At 57.9% G+C, this 22,940-nt stretch carries 24 protein-coding genes; 14 read left to right on the plus strand and 10 right to left on the minus strand.

What is annotated here, in order from left to right; all coding sequences use genetic code 11:
- Position 1: 1 nt before the first annotated feature.
- From WDZ78_RS17540 to pyrF, 5 genes are read left to right on the plus strand one after another with little or no spacing between them, the layout of a single operon-like run.
- Positions 2–1,228 carry an aminotransferase class III-fold pyridoxal phosphate-dependent enzyme gene (locus WDZ78_RS17540; protein WP_425673740.1) on the plus strand — a complete coding sequence of 409 codons (1,227 nt, stop codon included), beginning with the start codon at positions 2–4 and terminating at the stop codon, positions 1,226–1,228.
- 54 nt (positions 1,229–1,282) lie between these two features.
- Positions 1,283–2,218: a hypothetical protein gene (locus WDZ78_RS17545; protein WP_080864563.1), complete on the plus strand. Its 936-nt coding sequence runs from the start codon at positions 1,283–1,285 to the stop codon at positions 2,216–2,218.
- A complete protein-coding gene (locus WDZ78_RS17550; protein ID WP_425673741.1) occupies positions 2,202–3,326 on the plus strand; it encodes an aminotransferase class V-fold PLP-dependent enzyme in 1,125 nt (374 codons plus the stop codon). The genes WDZ78_RS17545 and WDZ78_RS17550 overlap by 17 nt, the downstream gene beginning before the upstream one ends.
- Entirely contained in the window at positions 3,323–3,628 is a 306-nt protein-coding gene (locus WDZ78_RS17555; RefSeq protein WP_425673742.1) for a hypothetical protein, read from the plus strand. The genes WDZ78_RS17550 and WDZ78_RS17555 overlap by 4 nt, the downstream gene beginning before the upstream one ends.
- Positions 3,628–4,281 (plus strand): orotidine-5'-phosphate decarboxylase, encoded by a 654-nt coding sequence (gene pyrF / locus WDZ78_RS17560; protein ID WP_020010257.1) that lies wholly within the window; start codon positions 3,628–3,630, stop codon positions 4,279–4,281. Before WDZ78_RS17555 ends, pyrF begins: the two co-directional genes overlap by 1 nt.
- Before the next feature lie 180 nt (positions 4,282–4,461).
- Here pyrF and WDZ78_RS17565 read toward each other — a convergent pair whose 3' ends face one another.
- The 4 genes from WDZ78_RS17565 to WDZ78_RS17580 all read right to left on the minus strand — a co-directional run bounded on the left by WDZ78_RS17565 (position 4,462) and on the right by WDZ78_RS17580 (position 8,889).
- A complete protein-coding gene (locus tag WDZ78_RS17565) occupies positions 4,462–5,370 on the minus strand; it encodes a helix-turn-helix domain-containing protein (protein ID WP_425673743.1) in 909 nt (302 codons plus the stop codon).
- 352 nt (positions 5,371–5,722) lie between these two features.
- Complete coding sequence (locus tag WDZ78_RS17570; protein ID WP_020010259.1) at positions 5,723–6,967, minus strand: MFS transporter; 1,245 nt, start codon at positions 6,965–6,967, stop codon at positions 5,723–5,725.
- A gap of 345 nt (positions 6,968–7,312) precedes the next feature.
- Complete coding sequence (locus tag WDZ78_RS17575; RefSeq protein WP_425673744.1) at positions 7,313–7,882, minus strand: pyridoxamine 5'-phosphate oxidase family protein; 570 nt, start codon at positions 7,880–7,882, stop codon at positions 7,313–7,315.
- Positions 7,883–7,917: 35 nt separating this feature from the next.
- A complete protein-coding gene (locus tag WDZ78_RS17580; protein WP_425673745.1) occupies positions 7,918–8,889 on the minus strand; it encodes an MBL fold metallo-hydrolase in 972 nt (323 codons plus the stop codon).
- Positions 8,890–9,014: 125 nt separating this feature from the next.
- Between WDZ78_RS17580 and WDZ78_RS17585 the strand changes: the two genes are divergently transcribed.
- Complete coding sequence (locus WDZ78_RS17585) at positions 9,015–9,911, plus strand: LysR family transcriptional regulator (protein WP_425673746.1); 897 nt, start codon at positions 9,015–9,017, stop codon at positions 9,909–9,911.
- Positions 9,912–9,979: 68 nt separating this feature from the next.
- On the opposite strand, the gene WDZ78_RS17590 is transcribed toward WDZ78_RS17585, so the two are convergent.
- Positions 9,980–10,354: a VOC family protein gene (locus tag WDZ78_RS17590; RefSeq protein ID WP_026363618.1), complete on the minus strand. Its 375-nt coding sequence runs from the start codon at positions 10,352–10,354 to the stop codon at positions 9,980–9,982.
- A gap of 40 nt (positions 10,355–10,394) precedes the next feature.
- Positions 10,395–11,201, minus strand: coding sequence for an AraC family transcriptional regulator (locus tag WDZ78_RS17595; protein WP_020010264.1), 807 nt, complete (start codon positions 11,199–11,201; stop codon positions 10,395–10,397).
- 74 nt (positions 11,202–11,275) lie between these two features.
- Between WDZ78_RS17595 and WDZ78_RS17600 the strand changes: the two genes are divergently transcribed.
- From WDZ78_RS17600 to WDZ78_RS17625, 6 genes are all read left to right on the plus strand, one after another.
- The gene (locus tag WDZ78_RS17600; RefSeq protein WP_026363619.1) at positions 11,276–11,647 is read left to right on the plus strand and encodes a hypothetical protein; all 372 of its coding nucleotides are present in this window, start codon (positions 11,276–11,278) and stop codon (positions 11,645–11,647) included.
- Positions 11,644–13,653: an FUSC family protein gene (locus WDZ78_RS17605; protein ID WP_425673747.1), complete on the plus strand. Its 2,010-nt coding sequence runs from the start codon at positions 11,644–11,646 to the stop codon at positions 13,651–13,653. Before WDZ78_RS17600 ends, WDZ78_RS17605 begins: the two co-directional genes overlap by 4 nt.
- A complete protein-coding gene (locus WDZ78_RS17610) occupies positions 13,650–13,853 on the plus strand; it encodes a DUF1656 domain-containing protein (RefSeq protein WP_026363621.1) in 204 nt (67 codons plus the stop codon). The genes WDZ78_RS17605 and WDZ78_RS17610 overlap by 4 nt, the downstream gene beginning before the upstream one ends.
- 5 nt (positions 13,854–13,858) lie before the next feature.
- Positions 13,859–14,737: an efflux RND transporter periplasmic adaptor subunit gene (locus WDZ78_RS17615; protein WP_026363622.1), complete on the plus strand. Its 879-nt coding sequence runs from the start codon at positions 13,859–13,861 to the stop codon at positions 14,735–14,737.
- Positions 14,738–14,990: 253 nt separating this feature from the next.
- Positions 14,991–16,388, plus strand: a complete 1,398-nt coding sequence (locus WDZ78_RS17620; protein WP_026363623.1) for a cache domain-containing protein — start codon at positions 14,991–14,993, stop codon at positions 16,386–16,388.
- The gene (locus WDZ78_RS17625; RefSeq protein ID WP_026363624.1) at positions 16,385–17,017 is read left to right on the plus strand and encodes a response regulator; all 633 of its coding nucleotides are present in this window, start codon (positions 16,385–16,387) and stop codon (positions 17,015–17,017) included. Before WDZ78_RS17620 ends, WDZ78_RS17625 begins: the two co-directional genes overlap by 4 nt.
- A gap of 63 nt (positions 17,018–17,080) precedes the next feature.
- Here the strand turns inward: WDZ78_RS17625 and WDZ78_RS17630 are convergent, their stop codons facing one another.
- The 4 genes from WDZ78_RS17630 to WDZ78_RS17645 form a co-directional block, all read right to left on the minus strand.
- Positions 17,081–18,193 (minus strand): TRAP transporter substrate-binding protein, encoded by a 1,113-nt coding sequence (locus WDZ78_RS17630; RefSeq protein ID WP_026363625.1) that lies wholly within the window; start codon positions 18,191–18,193, stop codon positions 17,081–17,083.
- Between the two features lie 68 nt (positions 18,194–18,261).
- Positions 18,262–19,770, minus strand: coding sequence for a TRAP transporter large permease (locus WDZ78_RS17635; protein ID WP_051091639.1), 1,509 nt, complete (start codon positions 19,768–19,770; stop codon positions 18,262–18,264).
- A 15-nt stretch (positions 19,771–19,785) separates the two neighbouring features.
- Positions 19,786–20,334 (minus strand): TRAP transporter small permease subunit, encoded by a 549-nt coding sequence (locus WDZ78_RS17640; protein WP_020010272.1) that lies wholly within the window; start codon positions 20,332–20,334, stop codon positions 19,786–19,788.
- Between the two features lie 299 nt (positions 20,335–20,633).
- Positions 20,634–21,422 (minus strand): DUF4394 domain-containing protein, encoded by a 789-nt coding sequence (locus WDZ78_RS17645; protein ID WP_026363626.1) that lies wholly within the window; start codon positions 21,420–21,422, stop codon positions 20,634–20,636.
- 184 nt (positions 21,423–21,606) lie between these two features.
- On the opposite strand from WDZ78_RS17645, the gene WDZ78_RS17650 reads away from it, so the two are divergent.
- Together WDZ78_RS17650 and WDZ78_RS17655 are read left to right on the plus strand one after the other, a co-directional pair.
- Complete coding sequence (locus WDZ78_RS17650) at positions 21,607–22,152, plus strand: sigma-70 family RNA polymerase sigma factor (protein ID WP_425673748.1); 546 nt, start codon at positions 21,607–21,609, stop codon at positions 22,150–22,152.
- Positions 22,149–22,853 (plus strand): anti-sigma factor, encoded by a 705-nt coding sequence (locus WDZ78_RS17655; RefSeq protein WP_425673749.1) that lies wholly within the window; start codon positions 22,149–22,151, stop codon positions 22,851–22,853. The genes WDZ78_RS17650 and WDZ78_RS17655 overlap by 4 nt, the downstream gene beginning before the upstream one ends.
- Positions 22,854–22,940: the final 87 nt, after the last annotated feature.

Here is a 22,940-nt window from a genome sequence, read left to right on the forward strand (position 1 = left end):
CATGGTAAGGCTTGCAACATCGGGTGTTTGTCAATTTTTTCTGTCAAACGGGGAGGAGATCCTCTTCAGGGAGGGCAGCGGTGCGCTCGTTACAGACACCAAGGGCCGCAATTATTACGACTTCATCCTGGGTTTTGGGCCGGTTGTGCTGGGTCATGCGCGGCCTGATTTCACAAGTATTTTTCAGCAGAAAGCGGCTGGCGCAATACACTTCCCGGGTTATGCCGGACAACACGTCGATTTTCTCGAAGCCTTTCTGCCTGAGGCCTATCAAAATCACAGCGTTGGCTACTTCAAGCACTCCTCTGACGCCATGACTGCAGCCGCGCGGCTGGCGTGCAAGAAAACCGGCCGTAAAGGTCTGATCCGATGCGGCTATATAGGCTGGCACGACGCACAGATCGGCAACAGTCCACGATGGCACGAGCGGCTTTCATCGCCGCACCGCAGTGAAATCCGCCCCAATTCTTTCACTCGCGGGATGAGCGAGAGCGAACCCGTGGTCAACTGGATTGATCTGCGGATTGACAGCCTGAGACAGATTCTTGACGATGCGCCCGATACCTATGCCGCGTTGTTATTTGACGCCTATCAGTTGTCATTGATGTCGCCGGCGGATCTCTCCGAAGCGATTGCACTCTGCCGCGATCGTGGTGTTCAGGTCGTGGCGGATGAAACAAAAACCGCAGGACGGGTCTCACCTATGGGAGCGCTCGCCGCAGTCGGTCTTGACGCGGATTACGTCGTGCTTGGCAAGGCAATCGGAAACGGCGCACCGGTCTCTTTGCTTGTCGGCCCGCCATCCATGTCCAGTGATTACCTCGAGGCGAAGATAAGCGGAACCTATTGCAAGGAGCTTTTGGGCGTTTTCGCCGCCTCGGCGACGCATCAGCTCATGGAAGAGCTGCATGGATATTCGATGTTTGGAGAAATTTCCGAGCGCTTCGTCAATGTATTCACCAACGCTGCAGCAAACGTCGGCCTTGGAGACCAGATCTATGTCGAGCTGATACTCGGGGGATCGCTGTTTGAATTACGCTTCAGCGAAGACATAGAAAACAATCTCGGTCTGCGGGCGAAGATACCCCGCATCTTTGCCGATCACGGCATATTGCTCCTTCAGGGGCACCCATCCTTCTTCTGTCTTTCCCACGCGGAGATTGACTGGTCCGACCTGTCCGCACGCATCGAGCGGGCTCTGAGGGCATCTTTGCCATTATTCGCCTGATCCAAGAACCGCTTGCAGACCGCCAGTCGGTCATCTGCCTTGTAGGAGTTGCGAATGCCTTTTCCAGACCACATCCATTTTCTCAATCAGGGCGATGAGCCGGGTGACCGGGTGTTCATCAATATCACGACGCGGGGCTGCGGTAGCGGTTGTTCCTATTGCTATATCATCTCCCCGGCGGGACCCCAGGTGTTCGTCGATGATGCCGCACTTTCCAACAGCGCCGAAGCCTTGCTTCAGTCCCCCTATTTCCGGCCGGGTCGCAACGGCACGATCGTCTCGCTCTGCCCGGATTCCGAACCCTTCAAGGACGAACGATCGACAGAGAAGGTTCTCTGTGTGCTGCGCGCAGTGCTCTCACTTGGCAATCCGGTACAGATTCCGACGAAGGAAAAGGTTCCGGAGGCTGCGCTGGAGGTGATCAGCACCCATGCCTACCCTAATCAGGTCGTGCTCTTCACCTCTTTCTCGTCACTCGCCAAGGCTGGCAAAATCGAGCCACGGGCTGCCCCTGTCGCCGATCGAATTCGTAATTTCGCCCTGGCGCGCAAGCACGGTGTATTCGTCTGCATGTATCTGAAGCCATTCCTGCCTGCCACGCTGAAGGACCTGGATCATGTCCTCCAGGTTCTGGAGGCGGAACGACCCGATGCGATCTGTGTCGGGATGCTCTACACAACCACGCAGCAACAGGACTCGGCCTATACTCATCCTGTGCACGCCAGTCTCACTGCGCGCCCGCTGGATGACGATTTCAATACCTTCGTCGCCGCCGTAAAGGCACAGGGCCTCGTGCCGCTTTTCCATTCATCCGTGTGCGTCACCGCCTGGGCGCTGGATCGCATCCCTATGCCGCACATATGGAAGGAATATCCGGCGCTGTGCGTCAACTGCCGCAACTGTGAGCGTGATCTACAGGACCGTTTTTCGCAATCAGCTGTTCCCTCCTTCACCTCTCCGCAGCCGGTGTATCATGTCAGTCTACCTTAACAACGCCACCACAGGATATCCAAAGGCCATCTCTGCGGTAGAGGCCTATTCCGCGGCGCTGCAATCGATACCATCGGATGTGCGTCACAGCGCTGAGCCGCAAATCGAACTGGTGCGGGGGCGCATAGCCTCGCTGCTGGGAGTGGACCACACGCATCTCTTCTTCCTTTCGGATGCGACGCTGGCGCTTAATGCCGTAATCCGGGGATATGTCGGCGCGGGAGACCATTGCGTTACCGACAACCGGTCGCACAACGCGGTTCTGAGAACACTCAACGGAATACCGGGCGTAAGTTGGCAGGTTGCTCGGGTTCATGATCTTCACGAGGAACCCGACTTTTCTTTTCTCGACGTCATTGACGAGCCAAAACTGGTTTGCCTGACCCACACCAGTAACGTCACCGGTTCTGTTTACGATGTGACGACGCTCATCAGGCGCATCCGCTCGCGATTTCCGAAAGCGGCTGTGCTCGTGGATGCGTCACAATCGGTCGGCTTTTGCCCCATTGACGATCTGGATGACGCTGACTTCATCGTATTTCCGGCTCACAAGCATCTGCATTCAATGCCTGGTGCGGCCGTGCTTGTGGCACGCCGCAGGCTTGTTCCGTTTATTCTCGGCGGTACAGGCAGCAACTCAGCTGAACTCGCGCTCGGCGATACTGGCGGGAATTTCGTTGAGGTTGGCACACCGAATTTACCGGCGATACTTGCACTGGGCGCAGCACTTGAAGAGCAGAATGACGGTGCTCACGACATTCGCCGTCGGATCGAAAACCTCACCGAGATGCTGTGGAGCGGACTTCAGTCGGTTCCCGGCATCCAGCCTCTCGGGCGGCGACCCTATCAGAAGCGTTCAGGCGTTGTCGCCTGCAAGCTGCCGGGCTCACCGGAAGCTGACTGGATTCCCTTTCTGCGCAGCCAGGACATAATCGCCAGGGGAGGGCTTCACTGTGCCCCGACAATTCACGAAGAACTGGGTCTGGGAAACGTCGGCACCCTCCGCTTCAGCATCAGCCGGTTCACTCGTGAAGACGAGATCCGTAGCGCTGTAGAGGCTGTGCAGATATTTGCGGACTTTGTCGCAGAGGAGACGGGTCGGCCATGACGCTATATCGATCCGATCGCCTTGTAATCGAAGAACCACGCCCCTGCGCAGAGGAGCCCGACCGTATCCACCTGGTAGGCCATCTAAGGTCAACGACACTCGACGAGATCGCCACGCTTCTGCTCGAGGACCGCTGGCGAACCTTGCGACTGAGGCAGCCCGCCGCACTGGTGGCGCACGGCCCGGACGGAGAATTGCTCACGCTGAACGCGGAATGCGAATTCTCGCTCTCGCGGCTGATCGACGCGCAATCCGGCCTTGCATTTTTTCACGACCTGATCACGAGAATGGAGTTGCAATAATGAGCAAGTTTCTGGGAGAAAAACGCACCGGTCTTATATTCGCGGCGGATTTGCCCTCTTTCGATGAGAATGCCCGGGTACTCGATGTCATCAGTGAATATGTCGATGTTATCAAGGTCTGTAACCCTCTGGTAATGCGGGAGGGCGCTGCAACGATCCGCAAACTGGCAGACCGTTACGGGAAGCCTGTGTTTGCTGACCTCAAGGTCGCCGACGTTCCGCATACGAGTGCCCAGATCGTGAAAATCGTGGCGGACAACGGCGGTTCAGCCGTAATGGTGCACGGCTTTGTCGGTCCCGACGGGATTTCGGAATGCATGGAGGCCGCCGGCGATAACGTGGGCATCATTGTCCAGTTGGAACTGACGAATCCGGGTGGGAAATTATTTACCGCTCCAATTGCCAACGACATGGCCCGGCTTGCAGCTGACATGGGGGTCTACGGCACCCAGGCGCCTGGCAACAGACCCAACAGGATCGCAGAAATCAGAGACATTATTGGTCCCGACCCGGTCATCGTTTGCTGCGGCGTCGGAGCCCAGGGCGGCAAGCACAACGAGGTTATGCAAGCCGGGGGCACCTATTCCATCGTCGGGCGGGCGATCTATAACGCCGAGGATCCCGTCCAGGCGGTCACGGCTGTGCTGAACTGACCCTGAAAGCCGTCTCCATTTGTGGACGGCTTCTCCCGTTAGCTGCGCGCTCCGGCAGTTGCCGGATCGGTTCACAGACCATCAGCCGCCGGAGAACTACAGTGGCTGATGCAAACCACTCCGCGACAGGAACCCGCGCGGGACGCGGCGTCGTCGAAAGACCGGAGGTTCCACTCGACCCTACCGGTCGTCGTCCAAACCGTATTTGGCTATCAGATTATCGATGAAGTCCGCCGCTTCGGTCGCCTTCAGCGCCTGCTCCCACATTTGACGTGAAATGTCTTCATGCAGTCGCACGCCGTCCTGGGAGGTGGTTATCAGACCGACCCCGACGCGAATATTTGGCTGCTCCCCCAAACGGAACGGACTGATCGCCAACACCGAGTGATCGGCCTGACGAAAAATCTGGAAGCTGGTCGAGGGGACCGATTGCGGAAGAATCCCCAGTTGCACCCCCAGGGGCTGCTTTCGAAACAGGCTGCTGATGTGGCGCACTTCCCGGCATGCCATGACACGGCGGCGCCTCTGAACTTCTTCCGGCAAATCCTGGCGACCAATCAGGCCATGGAGAAGGAAACGCTCAAGATCTGAGGAGGCGATCAGGCTAACGAGCAAAGGCCGGCGCAATCGGTAGTTTTTCTTTCGTCCCTTCAACGTATCGATCAACCGGCGGATTGCGTCTTTGGTCGCGTCATCCATGGGAGCTGTATCGAGGAAGACCTCCTGAAGCATCTCATCGTAGACTTCGGAGGTCAGCAGATAAGAGATCGGGCCAAAAAAACCGATGATCTGCTCGCTCTTCTCCTCGAGCTGACGCATGCGCTCAAAGAAGGAGCCGGCGGTGTCAATATATTCAATGTCAACGCCAAGGAGGCTCTGGATAGAAACGCCCAACACCTTGGTGATGCTGACGAGCAGCTCTATCTTGAGAATCTCCCCTTTCTCCGCGCGATAAAGGGCGGCACGGGAAATGCCGAGACGTTTCGCCATTTCCTCCGGCGAAAGACCGTGACCGATACGATAGGCCTGCAATCGCGCACCAATCTCGTCGATCCGAATTACATCATCATATGCAGTTTCGTCAGTCATCCTGATGCCGCCGCCAACTTTCAAAGACTAATACATGAGCGATACCGTTCGCATACCGGAAGGATCGGGGCAACATGCCACAATGCCTGCATGGTATTTATACAAATCTAAACTTCTAGACCCCCCGATAAAATACCGCCAAACAATCGCTCGATGGGACGACCGTTGAACCTTGCAGTGACGGGCAGGCGGGAATTATGCTGCGAAAAAAATCAATGCATCTTCCTGTTGCGCCGAAAACGCCGCATGGGCGGCATCATTTCAGCATTTCGCTCCGCTTGCCAGTCGGGTTCACCCTGCCGCGTTCTGCGGCAGGGTGTCGAATTTGCAGCCGTTGATGCTCGCTCAATCGTCAGGAAAGCTCACGTCCGCGCCGTTCCGGGATCAGGAGCCACATGGCGACCATGTCGAGAATATACAACGTCGCTAACAGCGCGATCGCCAGTTCAAATCCGTAGAACGAAGCAATAGTGCCAACCACGACAGGACCAAATCCACCGACACCACGTCCGACATTAAAGAGGACATTTTGTGCGGTAGCGCGGGCCGCGGTCGGAAAAAGCTCGCTGATAAGGGCGCCGTAACCGCCAAGCATTCCGTTGACGAAGAATCCCATGACTGCACCTGCCACCAGCAATTCATATGGGTCGGTCAGTTGCGAGTAGATCACGACCATAACAGCGGCCATGAACATGTACCCGAAGAAGGCAGGACGACGACCGATCCGGTCTGCAATGTGACCAAACATAAAAATGCCCAGCGCCATCCCCGCAATCGTCACGGTCGTCCAGATCGCCGATTGTGTCAGTGCAAAGCCAAACCGGGTAGCAAGATAATTCGGGAGCCAGATCATGACGCCGTAATAGCCGAAATTCTGAACCGAGCAGAGAATAGCCATCCCGATACTGAGTTTTGTGGTGTCCCAGTCCTTCACCAGAAGTCGAAGCGAGGATTTGGTAGATTTTCCGGCTTTGTTTGCGACAAAAACCTCGGGCTCGTGCAAGGAGTTTCGAATGAAATAGGCAACGACAGCCGGGAAAATCCCGATCGCGAACATCCCCCGCCACCCGATCACAGGCAAGAGCATTGGCGTCACAATCGCCGCTGCCAGGACACCAAGCTGCCACCCCAGACCGACATAGGATGACGCCCTGGCGCGCTTGTTTGCCGGCCAGGCCTCGGCCACCAAGGCCATCCCGATGCCGAACTCACCGCCAAGGCCGAGGCCGGCCATCGTCCGGTAGAAAAGAAGGTCCCAATAGCCCTGTGCAAGGGCGCAAAGTCCAGTGAAGACGGCAAAAAGCACGATGGTCCAGGTCAGAACTTTAACACGGCCCAGTCTGTCGGACAGCATGCCAAACAGAACGCCCCCGATGACGGCGCCAATGAGCGTCGCGGTAACGAGCGATGCCGCCTGACCCGGGCTCAGGGAGAGGTCGCTCGAAATCGCTTTCAACATAAACCCGAGGATCAGCAGATCGAACCCGTCCATCGCATAACCGATAGCGGCGCCCAGCATCGCCTTCTTGGCCTTTCCATCCACTTCACTCGGACTCGATGAAGTCACTTCCTCACGATACGCAGTGTCAATGGTCATTTTGTTCCCCTTTTTGACCTAACGACGAAAAGAAGAATAGACCACATCAATGTCTCAATCGTCAATATTTATCTCAGTATTTAGACGATCGCATGAAAGCGTCTTGGGCGAGACGCGCATGACCGATATTCAATGTCGCACGAGGCAACAAATGCGCCCCTCGGATGTCCGGGGAACGGTAGAGAATTCCCGTTCGTATCAAAGGCTGCAGCATGAACTCCGGAAAACCAGTGAGTCCAATCCTGACCGGATCGTCCTACATACACGCGGGGATGGACGAAGCGGGTTATGTCCCGTCCCCGTCGGCTCGACAAAATTCCCGAAGCCCTGAAAACGCGGCGCTGGTCAGTCCATGCGCCAACGTTCCAGCTCGGCAAGTGTGAAGCGCGGCGTTATATGCTGGGGGCAGTTCCAGTCGAATGCCTCCACGGCGATGAGGACAAGACGTTCCACCCGGGCAGGGTAGTCTGGCATGGTCAACCTCTTTGCCAGCAATGGATCATCTGCTGCGTCGATGATCCGCATACGGGCGAAAATCTTCAGGCGGCGCTGATGCGCGTAATCCATCAGAAACAGCGAGACGCGATCGTTCACCTGCACATTGCCCGTCGTGATATATTGCCGGTTACCGCGAAAGTCGGCAAAACCCAGCAGTGTCGGGTCGAGTGTGGTGAGGAAACCGGCCGGCCCGCCCCGGTACTGGACGTAAGGCCAGCCCGTTTCTGAAACACTGGCGAGATAAAAACCGTCGCGTTCCCGAATGAAGGCTGCTTCTGCGGGGCCGAGGCGCTGGCTTGCGGGCGTCTCATCGGCGCCACCGCGCGCGGCAATGCGCGCCCATTGTTCGGCGCTTCCGTAGTGATCCTGTGCGGCCGCCACGGAGGACGTTGTTGCAATATCAAGATATTTGCTCATTTTCCATCTGCCTCTCCAGGCGGCCGAAACCGGCCTCAGTCTTGCAAAGCCCAATCCGCAACCTGCCAACGGATTTGTCCACGGTCGGCAACGACATGGCCCAACCCCGGAAACGGCATGTGCGTGGCGGCAATCAGTGCGCCTTCCGACGCGGCGCGAGGGAAAAAGCGGTCACGCATTGCCTTGGCGGCTGCCTGGTCCTGCTCGAACAGAAAGAACACGTCGGTCGCTGCTGGATGTACGACAGGGAAGATCATGTCTGAGACCATGATAAGGCTCTTTCCCTCATCTTCCACCCGAACGCCGATATGGCCGGGCGTGTGGCCGGTCAGGTCGACAATCGTTACGCCGGGCATAATTTCACGCTCTCCATCGATCGCTTGAAGTCTGGGGTAGAGTCGCACGACCTCTTCCGCCATCTGAAAGCTCGTCTGGAGGAATTCGGGTGCGCCGCTGCGCTTGGCGGGGTCAGTCCAATGCCTGACGTCGCGCCGATCAATATAGACCTCCGCATTCGGGTAATTGTTCTTGCCGCCGGCGATCAGGCCGCCCATGTGGTCCTGATGCATGTGCGTCACGATGACCGCATCGATCCGATCAAGCTGCAGACCAAGCCTGGCGAGGGCTTGCGGCAGGTTGCCGGTTTGCCCGATGGAGCCCGCTGCGCCTGCATCAATCAGGATGCGACGTTGGCCATCGTCGACAAGATACTGGTTGAACAGAAACCGCACCCCGCTTGGCCTGGCGGTGAACTGGGCGACTGCCTGCCGTTCCACCTCGGCCGGGTCACGCCCGGGAAAAAAGGTGTAGGGCATATCTGCATAGCCGTCCGCCAGCGCGGTCACCGTGAAGCGGCCGATCCGGATCTGCGCCAGCGGCGTTACGCTGGCCAGCGTCGTGACCGGTTCCGGTGTTGCGGCAAGGGCCTGCGCGCCATGGATCAGTCCTCCCCCGAGGAGGCCAAAAGGAAGAGCGCTGGCAAAGGCACGGCGCGAAAGATTGGGCATGACGTCTTTCTCCTTGTTCTGGCGATGAGGGAAGGTCCCTCGACATCATGAAAACTAGGATATCCAAAACTGATACGGTATCCTGCGATTCTGGGAGATTCCCTCTCATTTTATGGAAGGATAGAATGGATCGGTTCGAAGCGATGTCAGTCCTGCTCGCGGTGGTCGACGCCGGCAGCCTCTCGGCGGGGGCACGGCGTTTGCAGGCGCCGCTCGCCACGGTCAGCCGCAAGGTCGCCGACCTCGAAAAGCACCTTGGCGCCCGTCTGGTGCTGCGTACGCGCCGCGGCCTGACCTTGACGGATGAAGGACGAAATTACGTCGCCGCGTCACGGCGTATTTTGGAGGAACTGGAGGCGGCAGAGCGGCAGGCCAGCGGCGACTACGGCGCGCTGCGCGGAGGGCTGCATGTAACCGCGTCAATTATTTTCGGCGAGCGTCACGTTTTGCCAATTGCACTGGAATTCCTCAAGGAGCAACCCGAAATCGATATGCGGCTGACGCTGACGGACCGCCAGATAAGTCTGTCGGACGACCATGTTGATATCGCCCTTCGCATCGGACATCTGACCGATAGCGCGCTGATCGCAACACGTGTTGGTGCAGTCCGCCGGGTCGTGTGCGCCAGCCCTGACTATCTCACCCGGCGGGGCGTTCCGCTTGACCCCGAGGACCTCGTCCGGCACGACGGTATAAGCTTTCAGGGCTTCGCGACCGCGCCTGAAGTGCGTTATCGCCGCGACGGGGCGACCTTCAATGTCGAACCCCGCCCGAGGCTTGCGGTCAACACGACAGAGGCCGCAATTCAGGCGGCCGTATCGGGTATCGGCATCATCCGCGTACTCTCCTACCAGATTGCAGACCAGTTACGTTCTGGCGCCCTGCAGGAAGTACTTGTGGAGTTTGCGCCGGCCCCGCTACCCGTGAATGTCGTCTACGGACCAGCCGATCCATTGCCAACGAAGGTTCGATGCTTCCTGGATTGGATTACGCCCCGCTTGCGCGATCAACTGGCCCATTAAATTCCGATCAGGACCCACCACCGATTAACTCTATTTCATGAAACCAACCGTGTATGGGGCTGTCTGCCTCATTGCGTCTGAGGCGTCCTTGCAGTCAGTTTATTTCCGTCGGGGTCACGAAGATATGCAACGAACGCCCCGTTCGGACGTGCCGTGGGCGGGCTCTCGATTGCCGTTCCGCCGTGTGCGACACCGGCGGCGTGCCACGCCAGGACGTGGTCGGGGGTCGTCGCCGCGATACCGATTGTTCCACCGTTGGCAGCGGTCGCCGGTTTGCCGTCAATGGGTGTCGTGATCATCAGCCGCCCTCCTTCATGGGCGTAGATCAGTCGGCCTCTGGCGTCCATCTCGCCGGGCTTGCCGCCCAGAGCGACGAAGGTGGCATCATAGAAATCTCTCGCGCGCTCCAGATCGTTGCTGCCGATCATGACGTGGGTGAACATGTTTTATCTCCTCTGGACTGCCCGTCCGTTTTCGTGACTTTTAGCGGTCGAAGTTTCTTAGATATCTTGATGGTGACGTTCCGAGAGCCTTCTTGAACATGGTAATGAACGCCGACACCGATTCATATCCGAGGTCGCCCGAAACCTGCTGTACTGTCGCCCCTGCTGAAAGGCTTCGGATTGCGACGATCAATTGCAACTGTTGGCGCCAGCGGCCAAAGGTAAGGCCGGTCTCCTGCTGAACGAGACGTGCGAGCGAATTCTCGCTCATCGCCACTCGCGTTGCCCACTGCGCCATCGTACTGCGGTCGGACGGGTTATTCGCCAGTTCCGACGCAATCTGCACAAGCCGCGATTCATCCGTCAGCGGCAGATGAAGATACTCTACCGGCATCCGTGACAAGGCCGACAGAAGCAGCGTCGTCACGAGTTCCGAGTGAGCCGTCGCAACCTCGGACTGATCGGCCATCTCGATGATGAGTTCCCTGACGAGTGGCGAGAGGGAAAGCGTGCAACACCGGTTCGGCAGATCGGCAGCCCCCGGTTCAACGAACAGGAAGAACAAGCGCGCGTTGGCAGTGGCGACATTGCTGTGAGGCATGCCTCCTGGCACCCAGACGCCGCAGTGAGGCGGAACCATCCACATGCCGCTCGGAACCCTGCATGTCACACCACCGCGCAGGGGCATGACGAGCTGGCCCTTGCGGTGTTGATGTTCGGGCGCCTCGCGTTCGTTTTGCGACACGTCGATCCTGACTGCGCGCGCGGGCGCAGGGGAGCTTTCGAGCTCGTGGTCGGCCAAGGCGCCGGAGAGGGATATTTGCGACTGGTGGAATTTAGTGATCATCTGATGGTATATCTAAATTCTTCCGCGTGCTTTGTCGATAGGGTCACACCCGGCGAACAGGCTGGAGAACGATCATGGCACTTCAAAAATTCGACGACCGTTGGTGGTCTGACATTGTCAGGACTGAAATTCGTTTGCCCCTCAAAGAGCCTCGCAGTCTTTGCATTTTGACTCCACCCCGAACGCGGACAAAGTCGCCGCGCGCCGGCCGCTTTAAAAGAATCACGACCGGTCTCCTTTCGAAAGCCCGCGCGCTTCTCGGCCGTCAACCGGGGGCCGTGTCTACCGGTGCGTGCACGGACCAGGCCGAAGCCTACCTGCACGCCTGCCTCGCCGCACCGTTCTTTTGTTATGTCTCGCCAGCGATCTATGGCCTGCCGAACAGCGTCACCTGTGATGAACAAGGCGCGGAGCAGAACATCTCCAGGCCGGGAGATGACATTTGAGTGTCCGACCAGTCGTTACCAGGGGGAACGTGATCTTTTCGCTGAAGACGTTCGGCGCAGCCATGCTGGCATATCTCGTAGCCCTCAGTTTTGATCTGAACCGGCCGTACTGGGCAGTTGCAACCGTTTATATTGTCGCCCACCCGCTCTCCGGCGCGATCTCGTCAAAGTCGGTCTATCGGCTTCTCGGAACACTGATTGGGGGTGGCGCGACAATTCTCATGGTCCCGAACCTTGTGAACGAGCCGATATTGCTCTCCGGCGCGATCGTCGTATGGGTTTCTGCATGCACCTTCTTCAGTCTGCTTGATCGCACGCCTCGCAGTTATGTTTCGCTGTTGGCGGGCTATACCGTGCTTCTTGCGGGATTGCCGCTGGTCAACACTCCGGCAAACGCTTTCGATATTGTCGTTTCCCGCACAGAGGAGATCGGGCTCGCGATCATATGCGCCTCGATCGTCAGCCACATTGTTTTTCCGGTTCACGTAGGAACAACTCTTCTCAACCGGATCGACGGCTGGATGGCGAGGGTGCGGAAGCTCCTCGAAGCGATAACTGCCGGCGAGTTGGAAGGAAGCCAAAGCAGGATGGAGCGCAGCGCACTGGCTGCGGAGGCGGCCGATCTGCGTTCGTTTGCGGTTCATCTTCAATATGACGGATCCAGATACCGAAATAGAGTGGCACTGGTGAAGTCGCTGCATCATCGGATGGTGTCCTTCCTCCCGTTGCTGAGCGAGCTGGAGGATTTGCGACGATCACTGGGCAGGCTAGACCCCTGCGGCCACGAAAAGGCATTGGCGATGATCAGGGAGGCGGGTTCTGATCCGAAAAGCTCCTCCCGGACGATCGCGATCGATGCAATCGCCTCTTTCGCCGCGCCTCCGACATGGGAAAAACTTCTTCTCGCCAATTATGCCCGCGAGCTGCGGACTGTTTCTCGACTTTCTGCGGAGTGCCTCACTCTTCGAAAATCCATTGAAGATGAAAGTGGAGCAAGAGCGGCCCGCGCTCCTGAGAGAACGCCCGCACCGCATCGTGATATCGGAATGGCGTTGCTGTCATCGCTGACAGTCGCGATCTGCGTTGCGACGTCACTCTTCTTCTGGATCGCAACCGGCTGGTCCGACGGAATGACCCTCGCCCAGATATCGGGCGTCCTTTGCTGCCTCCTTGCCACGATGGACGACCCGGTCCCTGCCATGCGCAAATTTGCCAATGTGACGATCGGCGCCGCCATTGCCACATTCATCTACGGCTTTGCGATCCTTCCGCTCATCGACGGTTTTGCGCCACTTGTCGCTGCTCTTGGATTGTTTTTGATACCCGCGGGCATATGTCTCGCAGTGCCCTCGCTTGCGCTGGTTGGTATGGGGCTCTGCATCAATTTCCCTCTTCTTCTCACGCTCCAGGCACATCCAGGATCCGATTTTGCCACATTCACGAATGCGGCGGCCGCGACCATGCTGGCAATGGTCTGGACGATAGCGGTCTGCGGCATCTTTCGATCCGTGCAAACCGAAACAAATGCCAGACGGCTTTTTTCCGTTACCCGGAGACATGTCGCAAATATCGCTTTTGGCAAACACGCCGATGGTCTTGTCACGCGACATCGCATGATTGACGTTGCCGGCCTGTTCGCCTCACGAGCGGCAAGACTCCCGCCGACCTCGGAGGTCTATGATCGCGACCTTTTAAGGGATATCCGGGTGGGGCTGCATCTGGTCGCTATGCAGGAGCTCATTGCAGAAGTTTCGGAGGGTCTCCGCCTCACCGTGGAACCGGTCTTCCGCGCAGTCGCGCCCTTATATGACGGCCTTCCGGCTGAACGAGGGGCTTCGCTGGAAAACGCCTTGCGGGCGCTCGATGATCTGATCCTTTCGACTACGGCCACCACCGACATGGATATCGAGCTTCTGCTGCAAGCCGTCGCTCTTCGCCTTTGCATAGCTCCGGAGGCTGACAGGCCTGTTCCCGGAATTCCGGTTTCGGAAAGGAACGCTGCATGATGGGAGAACTCGATCTTTATGGCGTCTTTTTGCCGTCGTCCGCAGCGCTCGCCCTGTTTGCTTATGTCGGGTTACGCGTTCTCGCTTCCCTTCTCGGCAAGATCGGTTTTTACCGGGCGGTTTGGCACCGCTCTCTGTTCAACCTCGCCCTGTACATTACTCTTTTCGGCGGATTTTCTGCCGCTATCGACTGGTTTTGATGATGATGAAAAATCTGACGTTCACCGCGGGTCAAGTCCTTCTGACCCTGTCCATGACGGGTTGCGCTGTGGTGTTGGGCTGGCACCTGTGGTCCTTCTACATGGAAGCGCCATGGACGCGTGACGCCCATCTCCGGGCGGATATCGTTCGGCTTGCACCGGATGTTTCCGGGCCTGTCACCGAGGTTCTGGTGTCCGACAATGCACAGGTTGAGAAAGGAACGCCATTGTTTCGCATCGAAACGGATCGCTTCGAACTTGCGCTGCGCGAGGCAGAAGCGCAGGTAACAGGGACGAGGGCGGCGGCGGAGCTGGCGAAAACCGATTTCGAACGATATCAACTGCTTGCCTCAAAGGAAGCAGCCAGCCTCAAGGAGCGGCAGCAAGCAGAAAGCCGGATGTATCAGGCAGAGGCCGCCTATCGATCTGCACTGGTCGCGCGGGATCTGGCAAAGCTGAACCTTGAACGAACAACGGTGAGGGCGCCGGCATCCGGGGCGATTACGAATTTTTCCCTGCGCAGGGGTAACTATGTCGTGGCTGGAACTGCCGTGGGCGTCCTTATGGAAAAAGAATCCATCTACCTTGCAGGGTATTTTGAAGAGACAAAACTGCCGAGAATCCACATCGGTGATCCAGTTACGATCAATATCATGGGCGAAGCTCAATCGGTCACCGGACACGTCGCCGGAATTGCTGCGGGGATCGAGGATAGGGAAAGAAGCGATACTGCCGGCTCGCTGGCAAGCGTGGCGCCGACATTCTCATGGGTCCGACTGGCCCAGAGAATTCCGGTGCGGATCGAGATCGACGACGCCCCGACAACGGTTCGGCTGGTTGCGGGACGGACTGCGACGGTCTCGATTGGGGAGACGAAGAACTAGGGCGGCACCTTCGCTCGCCTTGGTCCCTGCCGATGTTCCCGAAGGGATGTGTTCAGGTTGCGATATTCATAGACGGAGCGCGAGACTGAGACGGCGATGCCCACATGTTGCTCGGTACTGCCCAAATCCAGCGTCGAAGCCGGGTCAGCCACTGTGGTGACGTCCCACCCCATCCAGTTCCGATAGGCTCGACTTACCGCACGAAGTATTGTTAGGTGAGCCTACACGAGAGCGAATGTGTCGGAGGGGCCGCATGAGACTCAGGAGCCAGATTCTTGCGTTGGCCATCGGGCCTCTTGTTCTTGTGATTATCATTATCACCGCGTTGATCACGTGGCAGTCAATGACGCTTGCGCGCACGAGCATCGATGCGTTCGAGCGGAACATGCTTGCTGCAAAGGAGGCTGAACTCCTCAACCTCACCAATCTTGCCCTTTCGGCGATCCGCTCAGTCTATGACCGGGCAGGGCCTGATGACGAGGCTGCGAAGGAAGAAGTCAAGCGCATCCTGACCGGTCTCGACTACGGTACTGACGGCTATTTCTTCGTCTATGACTATGACGGGCTGAACGTGGTCCATCCGCGACAGAATTTCCGTCCGGGGAACAATTGGCTGGATCTCCATGATCCCGATGGTAACCGGGTAATCTATGATCTCATCGTCGAGGCGAAAAAGGGGGGAGGGCTGGTCCAGTACAAGTGGGAAAAGCCTTCCACCAAAAAAATGGCCGACAAACTTTCCTTTGCGGCCGGCCTCGACAAATGGCGCTGGATGATTGGTACAGGCGTTTACCTCGACGACGTGTTTGCGACGACGGCGGCGGCGAAGGAGGAGTTGCGGCATTCAATCACCTGGAACTTCCTGATCGTCGCCCTGTTTGCGGTTCCCGCCGTATTGTTGGTGTTTGCCACCTGTATGCTGCTCAATCTGCGTCAGCAGCGGCTGGCGGATGGCCGGCTCAAGGAATTGATGCAAAGGATCATCGATACCCAGGAGGAGGAGCGCCTGCGCATTGCGCGGGAACTGCATGACGGCATTTCCCAAAATCTCGTCGGCGTGCGTTTTGCGATCGATCTGGCGCGACGCAAGGTCACGCCGGATAATGCCGGTGCTGTCGAGGCAATCGGCAAAGGCGCCATTGCGCTGAATGAAGCAATCAAGGAAGTCCGCCGCATCTCGCACGATCTTCGCCCGCGTGTCCTTGACGATCTGGGGCTGACAGCAGCTCTGGAATCGCTGATCTCGAGTTTTTCCGAACGCACGGGAATTGCGGCAACGCTTGAATCCGTGGCCTTCAAGCATATGCTTGTCCCGGAGGCACGGGTTGCGCTCTACCGTGTCGCACAGGAGGCGTTGACCAATATCGAGCGCCATGCGGATGCGACGCAGGTCGCCATCAGGTTTTCCAGTCGCGATGAACGGGTCCAGATGGATGTCAGCGACAATGGCCGCGGCTTTCCGGCGGTTAGGACCGAGAACGGGATGCCGGCAAGCAAGGGGCTCGGTTTGAGAAACATGCAGGAACGTTTGACGCATTTCGGGGGCAGGCTGGATGTCGAAAGCTCCGCCAGGGGAACCATTCTGCGGGCGGTGCTGCCCATCACCGCCATGAAGGACAGCAATAGCGGCTTACAGGAGGCCGCCGAGTGACCGTTCATCCGATTCGTGTGCTGCTGATCGATAACCATCCTCTGGTTCTGGATGGGTTGAGGGCCGTGCTCGAGACGTACGAGCATCTCGCAGTCGTTGGAACCGCGGCGTCCGCCATGGCCGGTATCGACGCGACTGTCGCCACGCGGCCCGATGTGGTGCTGATGGATATCAACATGCCGCAGATCAATGGCATCGACGCCCTGGAACTCTTCAAGGAAAAGCAGCTTTCCGCCCGGGTGCTGATGCTGTCGATGCATGACAGCCGGGAATATATATCGACCTCGGTCATGTATGGTGCGGCCGGTTACATTCTGAAGGACGTGGCGACCGAAGAAATAGTCGCGGCAATCGAAACGGTGGCTGCCGGCGGCACCTATTTTTCCTCGGGTGTTCGCGATGTGCTGATGGAGGGGTCTTCCGGCAGGCTGAAGGCGCTGACGACGCGCGAGCAGGAAGTTCTGCTGCTGATTGCGCGCGGAAAGAGCAATCGTGACGCTGCGCTTGCGCTCGACATCGCCGAGCGCACGATGGAAACCCACCGCAAGAACATCAAGAGGAAGCTGGATATAGCGACGACTGCCGGTCTCATCCGCTATGCGATCGATAACGGGCTTATCAAAGAATAGCCGCAAAGGCCAAAGGCCCCTGAATGTCGCCATCCAAGGGCCTTGGTAAAGTTCTATGTCGGCTTATTTGCCGGCCGTCTGCATGGCATAGCCGTAGCTGTCATAGGTATACTCGGCAACGCGGAACCATTCGAAGCTCTCGTCGCGGAACTTCTTCCAGCCCGGATAGATCTTGGCCCATGTGGGATGCTTCTGCGTGTACTCGTCATAAAGCTCGAAGGTCGCCTTATAGGCGGCGTCGAGCACATCGCGGGGCAGCGGACGAAGCTGCGTGCCCTTGGAAACCAGCGAGCGGATCGCATCCTTGTTCTTGACGTCGTAAAGCGCCTGCATGTTGATGTTGGCGGCTTTGCAGGCGGTGTCGAGCGCTGCCTTGTATTCATCAGGCAGTGCTGCATATTGGTCCTTGTTGACGAAGAAGTGGATCGTCAACCCACCCTCCCAGAACGCGGGGTAATAATAGTATGGCGCGATCTGGTAGAAGCCGAGCTTTTCGTCGTCATAGGGACCGACCCACTCTGCGGCATCTATGGTGCCCCGTTCCAGCGCCGGATAAATGTCGCCGCCCGGAAGCTGCTGCGGCACCGCGCCAAGTTTGGCGAGCACCTGCCCCGCGACGCCGGCAATACGCATCTTGAGGCCCTTGATATCCTCGACGCTCTTGATCTCCTTGCGATACCAGCCGCCCATCTGGGCGCCCGTTGCTCCACCGGGAATGCCGATGACGCCGTAGTCGGAAAGGAATTCATTGTAAGCCTCGTTGCCGCCGCCGTGGTAAAGCCATGCGTTCTGCTGGCGGGCGTTCAGGCCGAAGGGGATGGTCGAACCGATGGCGAATGTCGGATCTTTCCCGGTGAAATAGTAGCCGCAGGTATGGGAAATCTCGACGGTATTGGCTTTTACGGCGTCGATGGCCTGGGCGCCGGGAACGATTTCACCGGCCTGGAAGACCTGGATTTCGAACTTGCCGCCTGTAATGGCCTTCAATGCATTGGCCATGACGACGGCGCCGCCATAGATCGTGTCCAGATTGTTCGGGAAGCCGGACGTGAGACGCCAGCGAACGGTTGGCAAAGACTGGGCTATGGCGGGTGTCGCAAGTGCCGAAGCAGCCGCAGCAGCCCCTGCAAGTACGCCGCCCGACAAGAGTTGTCTGCGACCTGGGTTGACCTTCATAGATTACCTCCTCCTATTGAACGTCAGCGATTTTTGTTGCGGCGGGCGCTTTTGCGCCCGACCGATTGTCATGGGGTAGACGGCTTTCCGAAGCTCGGTGCGCTGTTGCCGGGTGCCGAGAAAGGATTGGCGAAGGGATCGGCGTCCGTGCCGATGCTGGGCATCGGTACATTGATATGGACGGCGGAAGGGTCGACCTGCTTGGCGCCTGACTTGTAGTGCATCACGATGCCGGGGAACGTGATGATGATGACGACCATGGTCAGCTGGATGAACAGATAGGGAATGGCGCCCAGGTAGATCTGGGACGAGGTGACCGGCTGTATCGTCTGTCCCGTGATCCGGTCCTTATAGGCCCGCGTCGGTGCGACGGATCGCAGGAAGAATAGCGAAAAACCGAAGGGCGGGTGCATGAACGACGTCTGCATGTTGACCGCCAGCATCACGCCAAACCAGATCAGGTCGATGCCAAGCGCATCGGCGACCGGCGCCAGCAGCGGGATGATGATGAAGGCCAGCTCGAAATAGTCGAGAAAGAAGGCCAGGAAAAACACCAGCAGGTTGGCGACGATCAGGAAGCCGATCTCACCGCCCGGAATGGAAGTCATCAGATGCTCGACCCAGACGTGGCCGTTCACGCCATAGAAGGTCAGGGAAAAGACGCGCGCGCCGAGCAGGATGAGTAGCACGAAGGACGACAGCTTTGCCGTGGCGTGGAGCGATTGCTGGATCAGACCGAAATTGAGCTTGCGGTTGGCAAGCGCAAGGGCGAGCGCGCCGACAGCACCCATGGCGCCGCCTTCCGTGGGGGTGGCGATACCGAGGAAGATTGTGCCGAGCACGAGGAATATCAGTACGAGCGGCGGCACCAGCGAGGTGATGACCTTGAACAGCAGCTTGGTGCCGCGCAGGGTCCGCGCCTCCAGCGGCAGGGCCGGGACTTTCGCGGGGCTGATGATCGAGGTCACGATGATATAGAGCGTATAGGCTGCCACGAGCATGAGACCCGGGACCAGCGCGCCCTTGTACATGTCGCCCACCGAACGACCGAGCTGGTCGGCCAGCACGATTAACACGAGGCTGGGCGGGATGATCTGCGCCAATGTGCCGGAAGCCGCGATCGTGCCGGCGGCAACCTTGCGGTCATAGCCATAGCGCAACATGATGGGAAGCGAGATGAGGCCCATCGAGATAACCGAGGCGGCGACGACGCCGGTGGTGGCGGCCAGAATTGCCCCGACGAAGATGACGGCAAACGCAATGCCGCCGCGGACCGGGCCAAACAGCTGGCCGATCGTATCCAGCAAGTCCTCCGCCATACCGCTCTTTTCAAGAATGAGCCCCATGAAGGTGAAGAACGGTATCGCCAGCAGCGTTTCGTTCGACATCTGGCCAAATATGCGATCGGGGATGGCCTGGAACAGCGTTGCTGGCAGCAGGCCGAGTTCTATCCCGATAAAGCCGAAGAAAAAGCCGACAAAGGCCAGAGCAAAAGCCACGGGATAGCCGAGCAACAGCACGATGATGAGCGCCGCAAACATGATGGGCGCGAGATTTTCCGCAATGAATGCCATTATTGTTCTTTCCTTCGATCAGAGCAGTGCCGCTGCGGCGTCGGCCGCTGCAACCGGATCGGGAATATCGCCGCGCAGGATCGCGACACGCTTGATGAGTTCCGAAACGCCCTGAACGGCGAGGAGGCTGAAGCCAATCGGTATCAGCGCCCAGACGGGCCATTGAATGAGGCCGCCCGTGTTGTTTGAAACCTCACCGGAAGCAAGTTTCTGCAGAAAAACCGGCCAGGAGAGATAGACTGTGATGAGGCAGAAGGGCATGAGAAAGAAGATGGTCCCGAGAATGTCGACCCACAGCTGCCCTTTGCGCGGAAGATTTCCGTAGACCAGATCGACCTTCACGTGCTCGTTGTTAAGCAGCGTGTAGGCGGCAGCGATAAGAAACACCGCAGAAAACAAATACCACTGCGATTCAAGCCAGGCGTTGGAGCTCATCGAAAACGCCTTGCGCATGACGGCATTGATGGCACTGATTAAGATGGCCGCCAGAAGCAGCCAGGAAATACCTTTGCCAATGGCTGAATTGGCGGCATCAATGGCGCGCGAAACGGCCAACAGAAACTTCATGAGATCCTCCCCGAAAGCAGCCGCGTACTCCTCAATACGTGTGTGACCGCTATAATTGGAGCAAGATAACCACGGTGGCCTGACGCTCAAGGGCGTGCACGGGCGAATTTTCTGAGACGTACCGAGAACTGGGTATGGGCGTCCGATGGCGTCTTTAGCTCGTCAGCCGTCAAACGGCGTCATTCACGTCATCGAAAAGGTTCTGTTTCCGAAAACGTGACCCTACGACCAACTAAATTAAAAGGGCTGACTCCATTTCGGAGCCAGCCCTTTCTTTTAGTGCCTTTGCCGACAGAGGATTACATTGCGGGCAGGATGGTAATATCGCGTAGATCACTTTCGACGCCGGTGATGGGGCCGATTTCGGTCGCAGCGCCTGTTTCCAGATTGACGGTGTAAAGCTGTTTTCCGGCGGCGAGATAGGCAGTGTTCTTTCCACCTTCTTCCCCGTGGATATCAAACGCATAGGTTGCCGGTGCTTCCTTCAGCCCCAGCTTGCCAATCGCCTTCAGGGTTCCGTCATTCGGCTTTGTCTGCTGGATCAGCGCGCCGATGGTGGCATCGATATTGTACATCGCGGTTTTCTCGGGCTTGCCGATCGAGTTGCTGTAGGCCGCGGCGACGATGTTTGGCGTTTCACCCTTGTGCATGTCGCCATCCTCGTAGGCGAGTACGCCATCCACCGTGGCGGCCCCGGTGTCGGGATGCACGCGGTGATTGGTCGTGCCCGTCATGAAACGCAGGCGGTCGGCGGCGGGGTTGAAATCAACGACGACAGGCGCGTCGGCAAGGGGCAGCATCTTGTCCATCTTGGCCACCTCGGTTGCAGCACCCGTCTCAAGGTTGATGGTGACAATGCGATGATCCGGCGTTACGCCGACGATGGTCTTGTTACCCGGACGGAAGTCGATGCCGACAAGCTTGTCTACGCCGGTCACATCCATTGTCTTTGTAACCGCAGGCTTTTGCGTATCGAACATGACGAGGGTCTTGTCTCCCGTCAGGCCAAGGGCCGGCGCCGAAACGGCGATGCCTGCAGATGCCGTCAGGGCCATGGAGGCGAGCAGAGTAAGGCGGATAGTGCGCATGTGTTTCTCCCGTGAGTTGAACCATTCGGAATGGCGTCGCTTGAACGCTTCCGTCTACAAGACACGGCGGGCAGCGCATTTGGATGCAGAAAGAAAAATAATTTTTAGGTTGCATCCATAAACTTGCCTATTGGGTATTATGCGGTGCTGGCCGCGTTTTCGATCGCGAGTGGAAAGGATTCAGATGGGCTCCGTGCCGAACGATCTCGACAGAGCGCTCGCTGCTTGCGCAAAAGGTGACAGAAACGCTTTGCGCCTGATTTTCGATCGCGAGGCCGGGCGTCTGGTTGCCGTCGCCCAACGCATCGTCAAACGGCGCGAGTTGGCAGAGGAGGTTGTTCAGGAGAGCTTTGTGCGAATCTGGACGTATGCTCATCAGTACCGGGCCGACCAGGGATCGGCGCGAGGATGGATTTACGCGATCGTTCGCAACCGGGCACTCAATCTTGTCCGTGATACGAGACGTGAAATCACCGTTGAGGATGTCGAGAGGCTTCGAGATGGTGAAGAGGCAACCGAGGTGATTGCCGCATGGCAAAAGCTCGACAGGAACTCGCGGCTCTATGAATGTCTCGGCAACCTCGACGAGACGAAACGGCAGGGAATATTGATGGCCTATGTGGCGGGATACTCCCATGGTGAAATCGCCGGCAGACTTCACATTCCTCTGGGAACGACGAAATCCTGGATAAGGCGAGGGCTCATGGCTCTGCGGGAGTGCATGGCATGAACTTTGACCGCAAAGACATACCCGATCTTGCCGACGATTACGTTCTGGGGTTGCTGGACGCCCACGAGGCCGAGGCCATTGACGCTGCAATGCTGCATGATGCTGCTCTGCGGGCGGCAGTCTCCAGAAGCCGGGAGCGTTTTCTTCCCCTTGATACTGCCGTTGAACCCGCCGTCATCAGAGACGATCTGTGGGGAAAAATTGAGGCTCGCCTGATGCCGCAGACCAGAGACGCACACGATGCGTCGCTCGGGACGGCAAATGACAACAGGTCCAACAGCTGGCGTGGCATCGCTCTCTCTGCAATTGCCGCAAGCCTCCTCCTAGCCACCGGCCTAGCCTTCAGTCTTACGCGCACGAGCGATCCGCTCGTAATCGCTGTTCTCCTCGATGAGAGCGGCCAGGTCCAGGCGGTTGTCGAGGACTTCGGAAACGACAAGGCAACCGTTCGGATTCTGGCTGATTTTGCAGTTCCGCAAGACAAGACGATACAGCTGTGGACTTTGCCCTCGAAGGAGGTTGGTCCCGTTTCGCTCGGATTGATCGAAGGCACGCGTTCAGCGCAGCTGGAAGGGCCGGCGCTGCCAGCACCCCGAAGCGATCAGCTTTATGAAATCACCCTTGAGCAGGCGGGTGGTTCACCAAGCGGCAGGCCGACCGGGCCGATTCTCGCAAAGGGATTTGCTCGAATGCCGCGATAGACGTTTTGGATGCTGGCAGGTAGTCGTTGCACAATGAGAGCACCGAACCGCGTTGCGCAATCTGCTTCTTCTCTGGGGGTGAGGCAG

Origin of the sequence: Agrobacterium sp. M50-1 (assembly GCF_049843495.1) — a bacterium.
Lineage (GTDB): Bacteria > Pseudomonadota > Alphaproteobacteria > Rhizobiales > Rhizobiaceae > Agrobacterium > Agrobacterium radiobacter.

Bases quoted from the DNA above. Each gene is read 5' to 3' on its own strand.
- WDZ78_RS17610 (WP_026363621.1), top strand. From the start codon at position 13,650: ATGATGGGAGAACTCGATCTTTATGGCGTCTTTTTGCCGTCGTCCGCA.
- WDZ78_RS17575 (WP_425673744.1), bottom strand. From the start codon at position 7,882: ATGAGCAAATATCTTGATATTGCAACAACGTCCTCCGTGGCGGCCGCA.
- WDZ78_RS17655 (WP_425673749.1), top strand. From the start codon at position 22,149: ATGAACTTTGACCGCAAAGACATACCCGATCTTGCCGACGATTACGTT.
- WDZ78_RS17600 (WP_026363619.1), top strand. From the start codon at position 11,276: ATGGCACTTCAAAAATTCGACGACCGTTGGTGGTCTGACATTGTCAGG.
- WDZ78_RS17595 (WP_020010264.1), bottom strand. From the start codon at position 11,201: ATGATCACTAAATTCCACCAGTCGCAAATATCCCTCTCCGGCGCCTTG.
- WDZ78_RS17615 (WP_026363622.1), top strand. From the start codon at position 13,859: ATGAAAAATCTGACGTTCACCGCGGGTCAAGTCCTTCTGACCCTGTCC.
- WDZ78_RS17630 (WP_026363625.1), bottom strand. From the start codon at position 18,193: ATGAAGGTCAACCCAGGTCGCAGACAACTCTTGTCGGGCGGCGTACTT.
- WDZ78_RS17555 (WP_425673742.1), top strand. From the start codon at position 3,323: ATGACGCTATATCGATCCGATCGCCTTGTAATCGAAGAACCACGCCCC.
- WDZ78_RS17545 (WP_080864563.1), top strand. From the start codon at position 1,283: ATGCCTTTTCCAGACCACATCCATTTTCTCAATCAGGGCGATGAGCCG.
- WDZ78_RS17580 (WP_425673745.1), bottom strand. From the start codon at position 8,889: ATGCCCAATCTTTCGCGCCGTGCCTTTGCCAGCGCTCTTCCTTTTGGC.
- WDZ78_RS17550 (WP_425673741.1), top strand. From the start codon at position 2,202: ATGTCAGTCTACCTTAACAACGCCACCACAGGATATCCAAAGGCCATC.
- WDZ78_RS17650 (WP_425673748.1), top strand. From the start codon at position 21,607: ATGGGCTCCGTGCCGAACGATCTCGACAGAGCGCTCGCTGCTTGCGCA.
- pyrF (WP_020010257.1), top strand. From the start codon at position 3,628: ATGAGCAAGTTTCTGGGAGAAAAACGCACCGGTCTTATATTCGCGGCG.
- WDZ78_RS17645 (WP_026363626.1), bottom strand. From the start codon at position 21,422: ATGCGCACTATCCGCCTTACTCTGCTCGCCTCCATGGCCCTGACGGCA.
- WDZ78_RS17640 (WP_020010272.1), bottom strand. From the start codon at position 20,334: ATGAAGTTTCTGTTGGCCGTTTCGCGCGCCATTGATGCCGCCAATTCA.
- WDZ78_RS17565 (WP_425673743.1), bottom strand. From the start codon at position 5,370: ATGACTGACGAAACTGCATATGATGATGTAATTCGGATCGACGAGATT.
- WDZ78_RS17620 (WP_026363623.1), top strand. From the start codon at position 14,991: ATGAGACTCAGGAGCCAGATTCTTGCGTTGGCCATCGGGCCTCTTGTT.
- WDZ78_RS17585 (WP_425673746.1), top strand. From the start codon at position 9,015: ATGGATCGGTTCGAAGCGATGTCAGTCCTGCTCGCGGTGGTCGACGCC.
- WDZ78_RS17540 (WP_425673740.1), top strand. From the start codon at position 2: ATGGTAAGGCTTGCAACATCGGGTGTTTGTCAATTTTTTCTGTCAAAC.
- WDZ78_RS17570 (WP_020010259.1), bottom strand. From the start codon at position 6,967: ATGACCATTGACACTGCGTATCGTGAGGAAGTGACTTCATCGAGTCCG.
- WDZ78_RS17590 (WP_026363618.1), bottom strand. From the start codon at position 10,354: ATGTTCACCCACGTCATGATCGGCAGCAACGATCTGGAGCGCGCGAGA.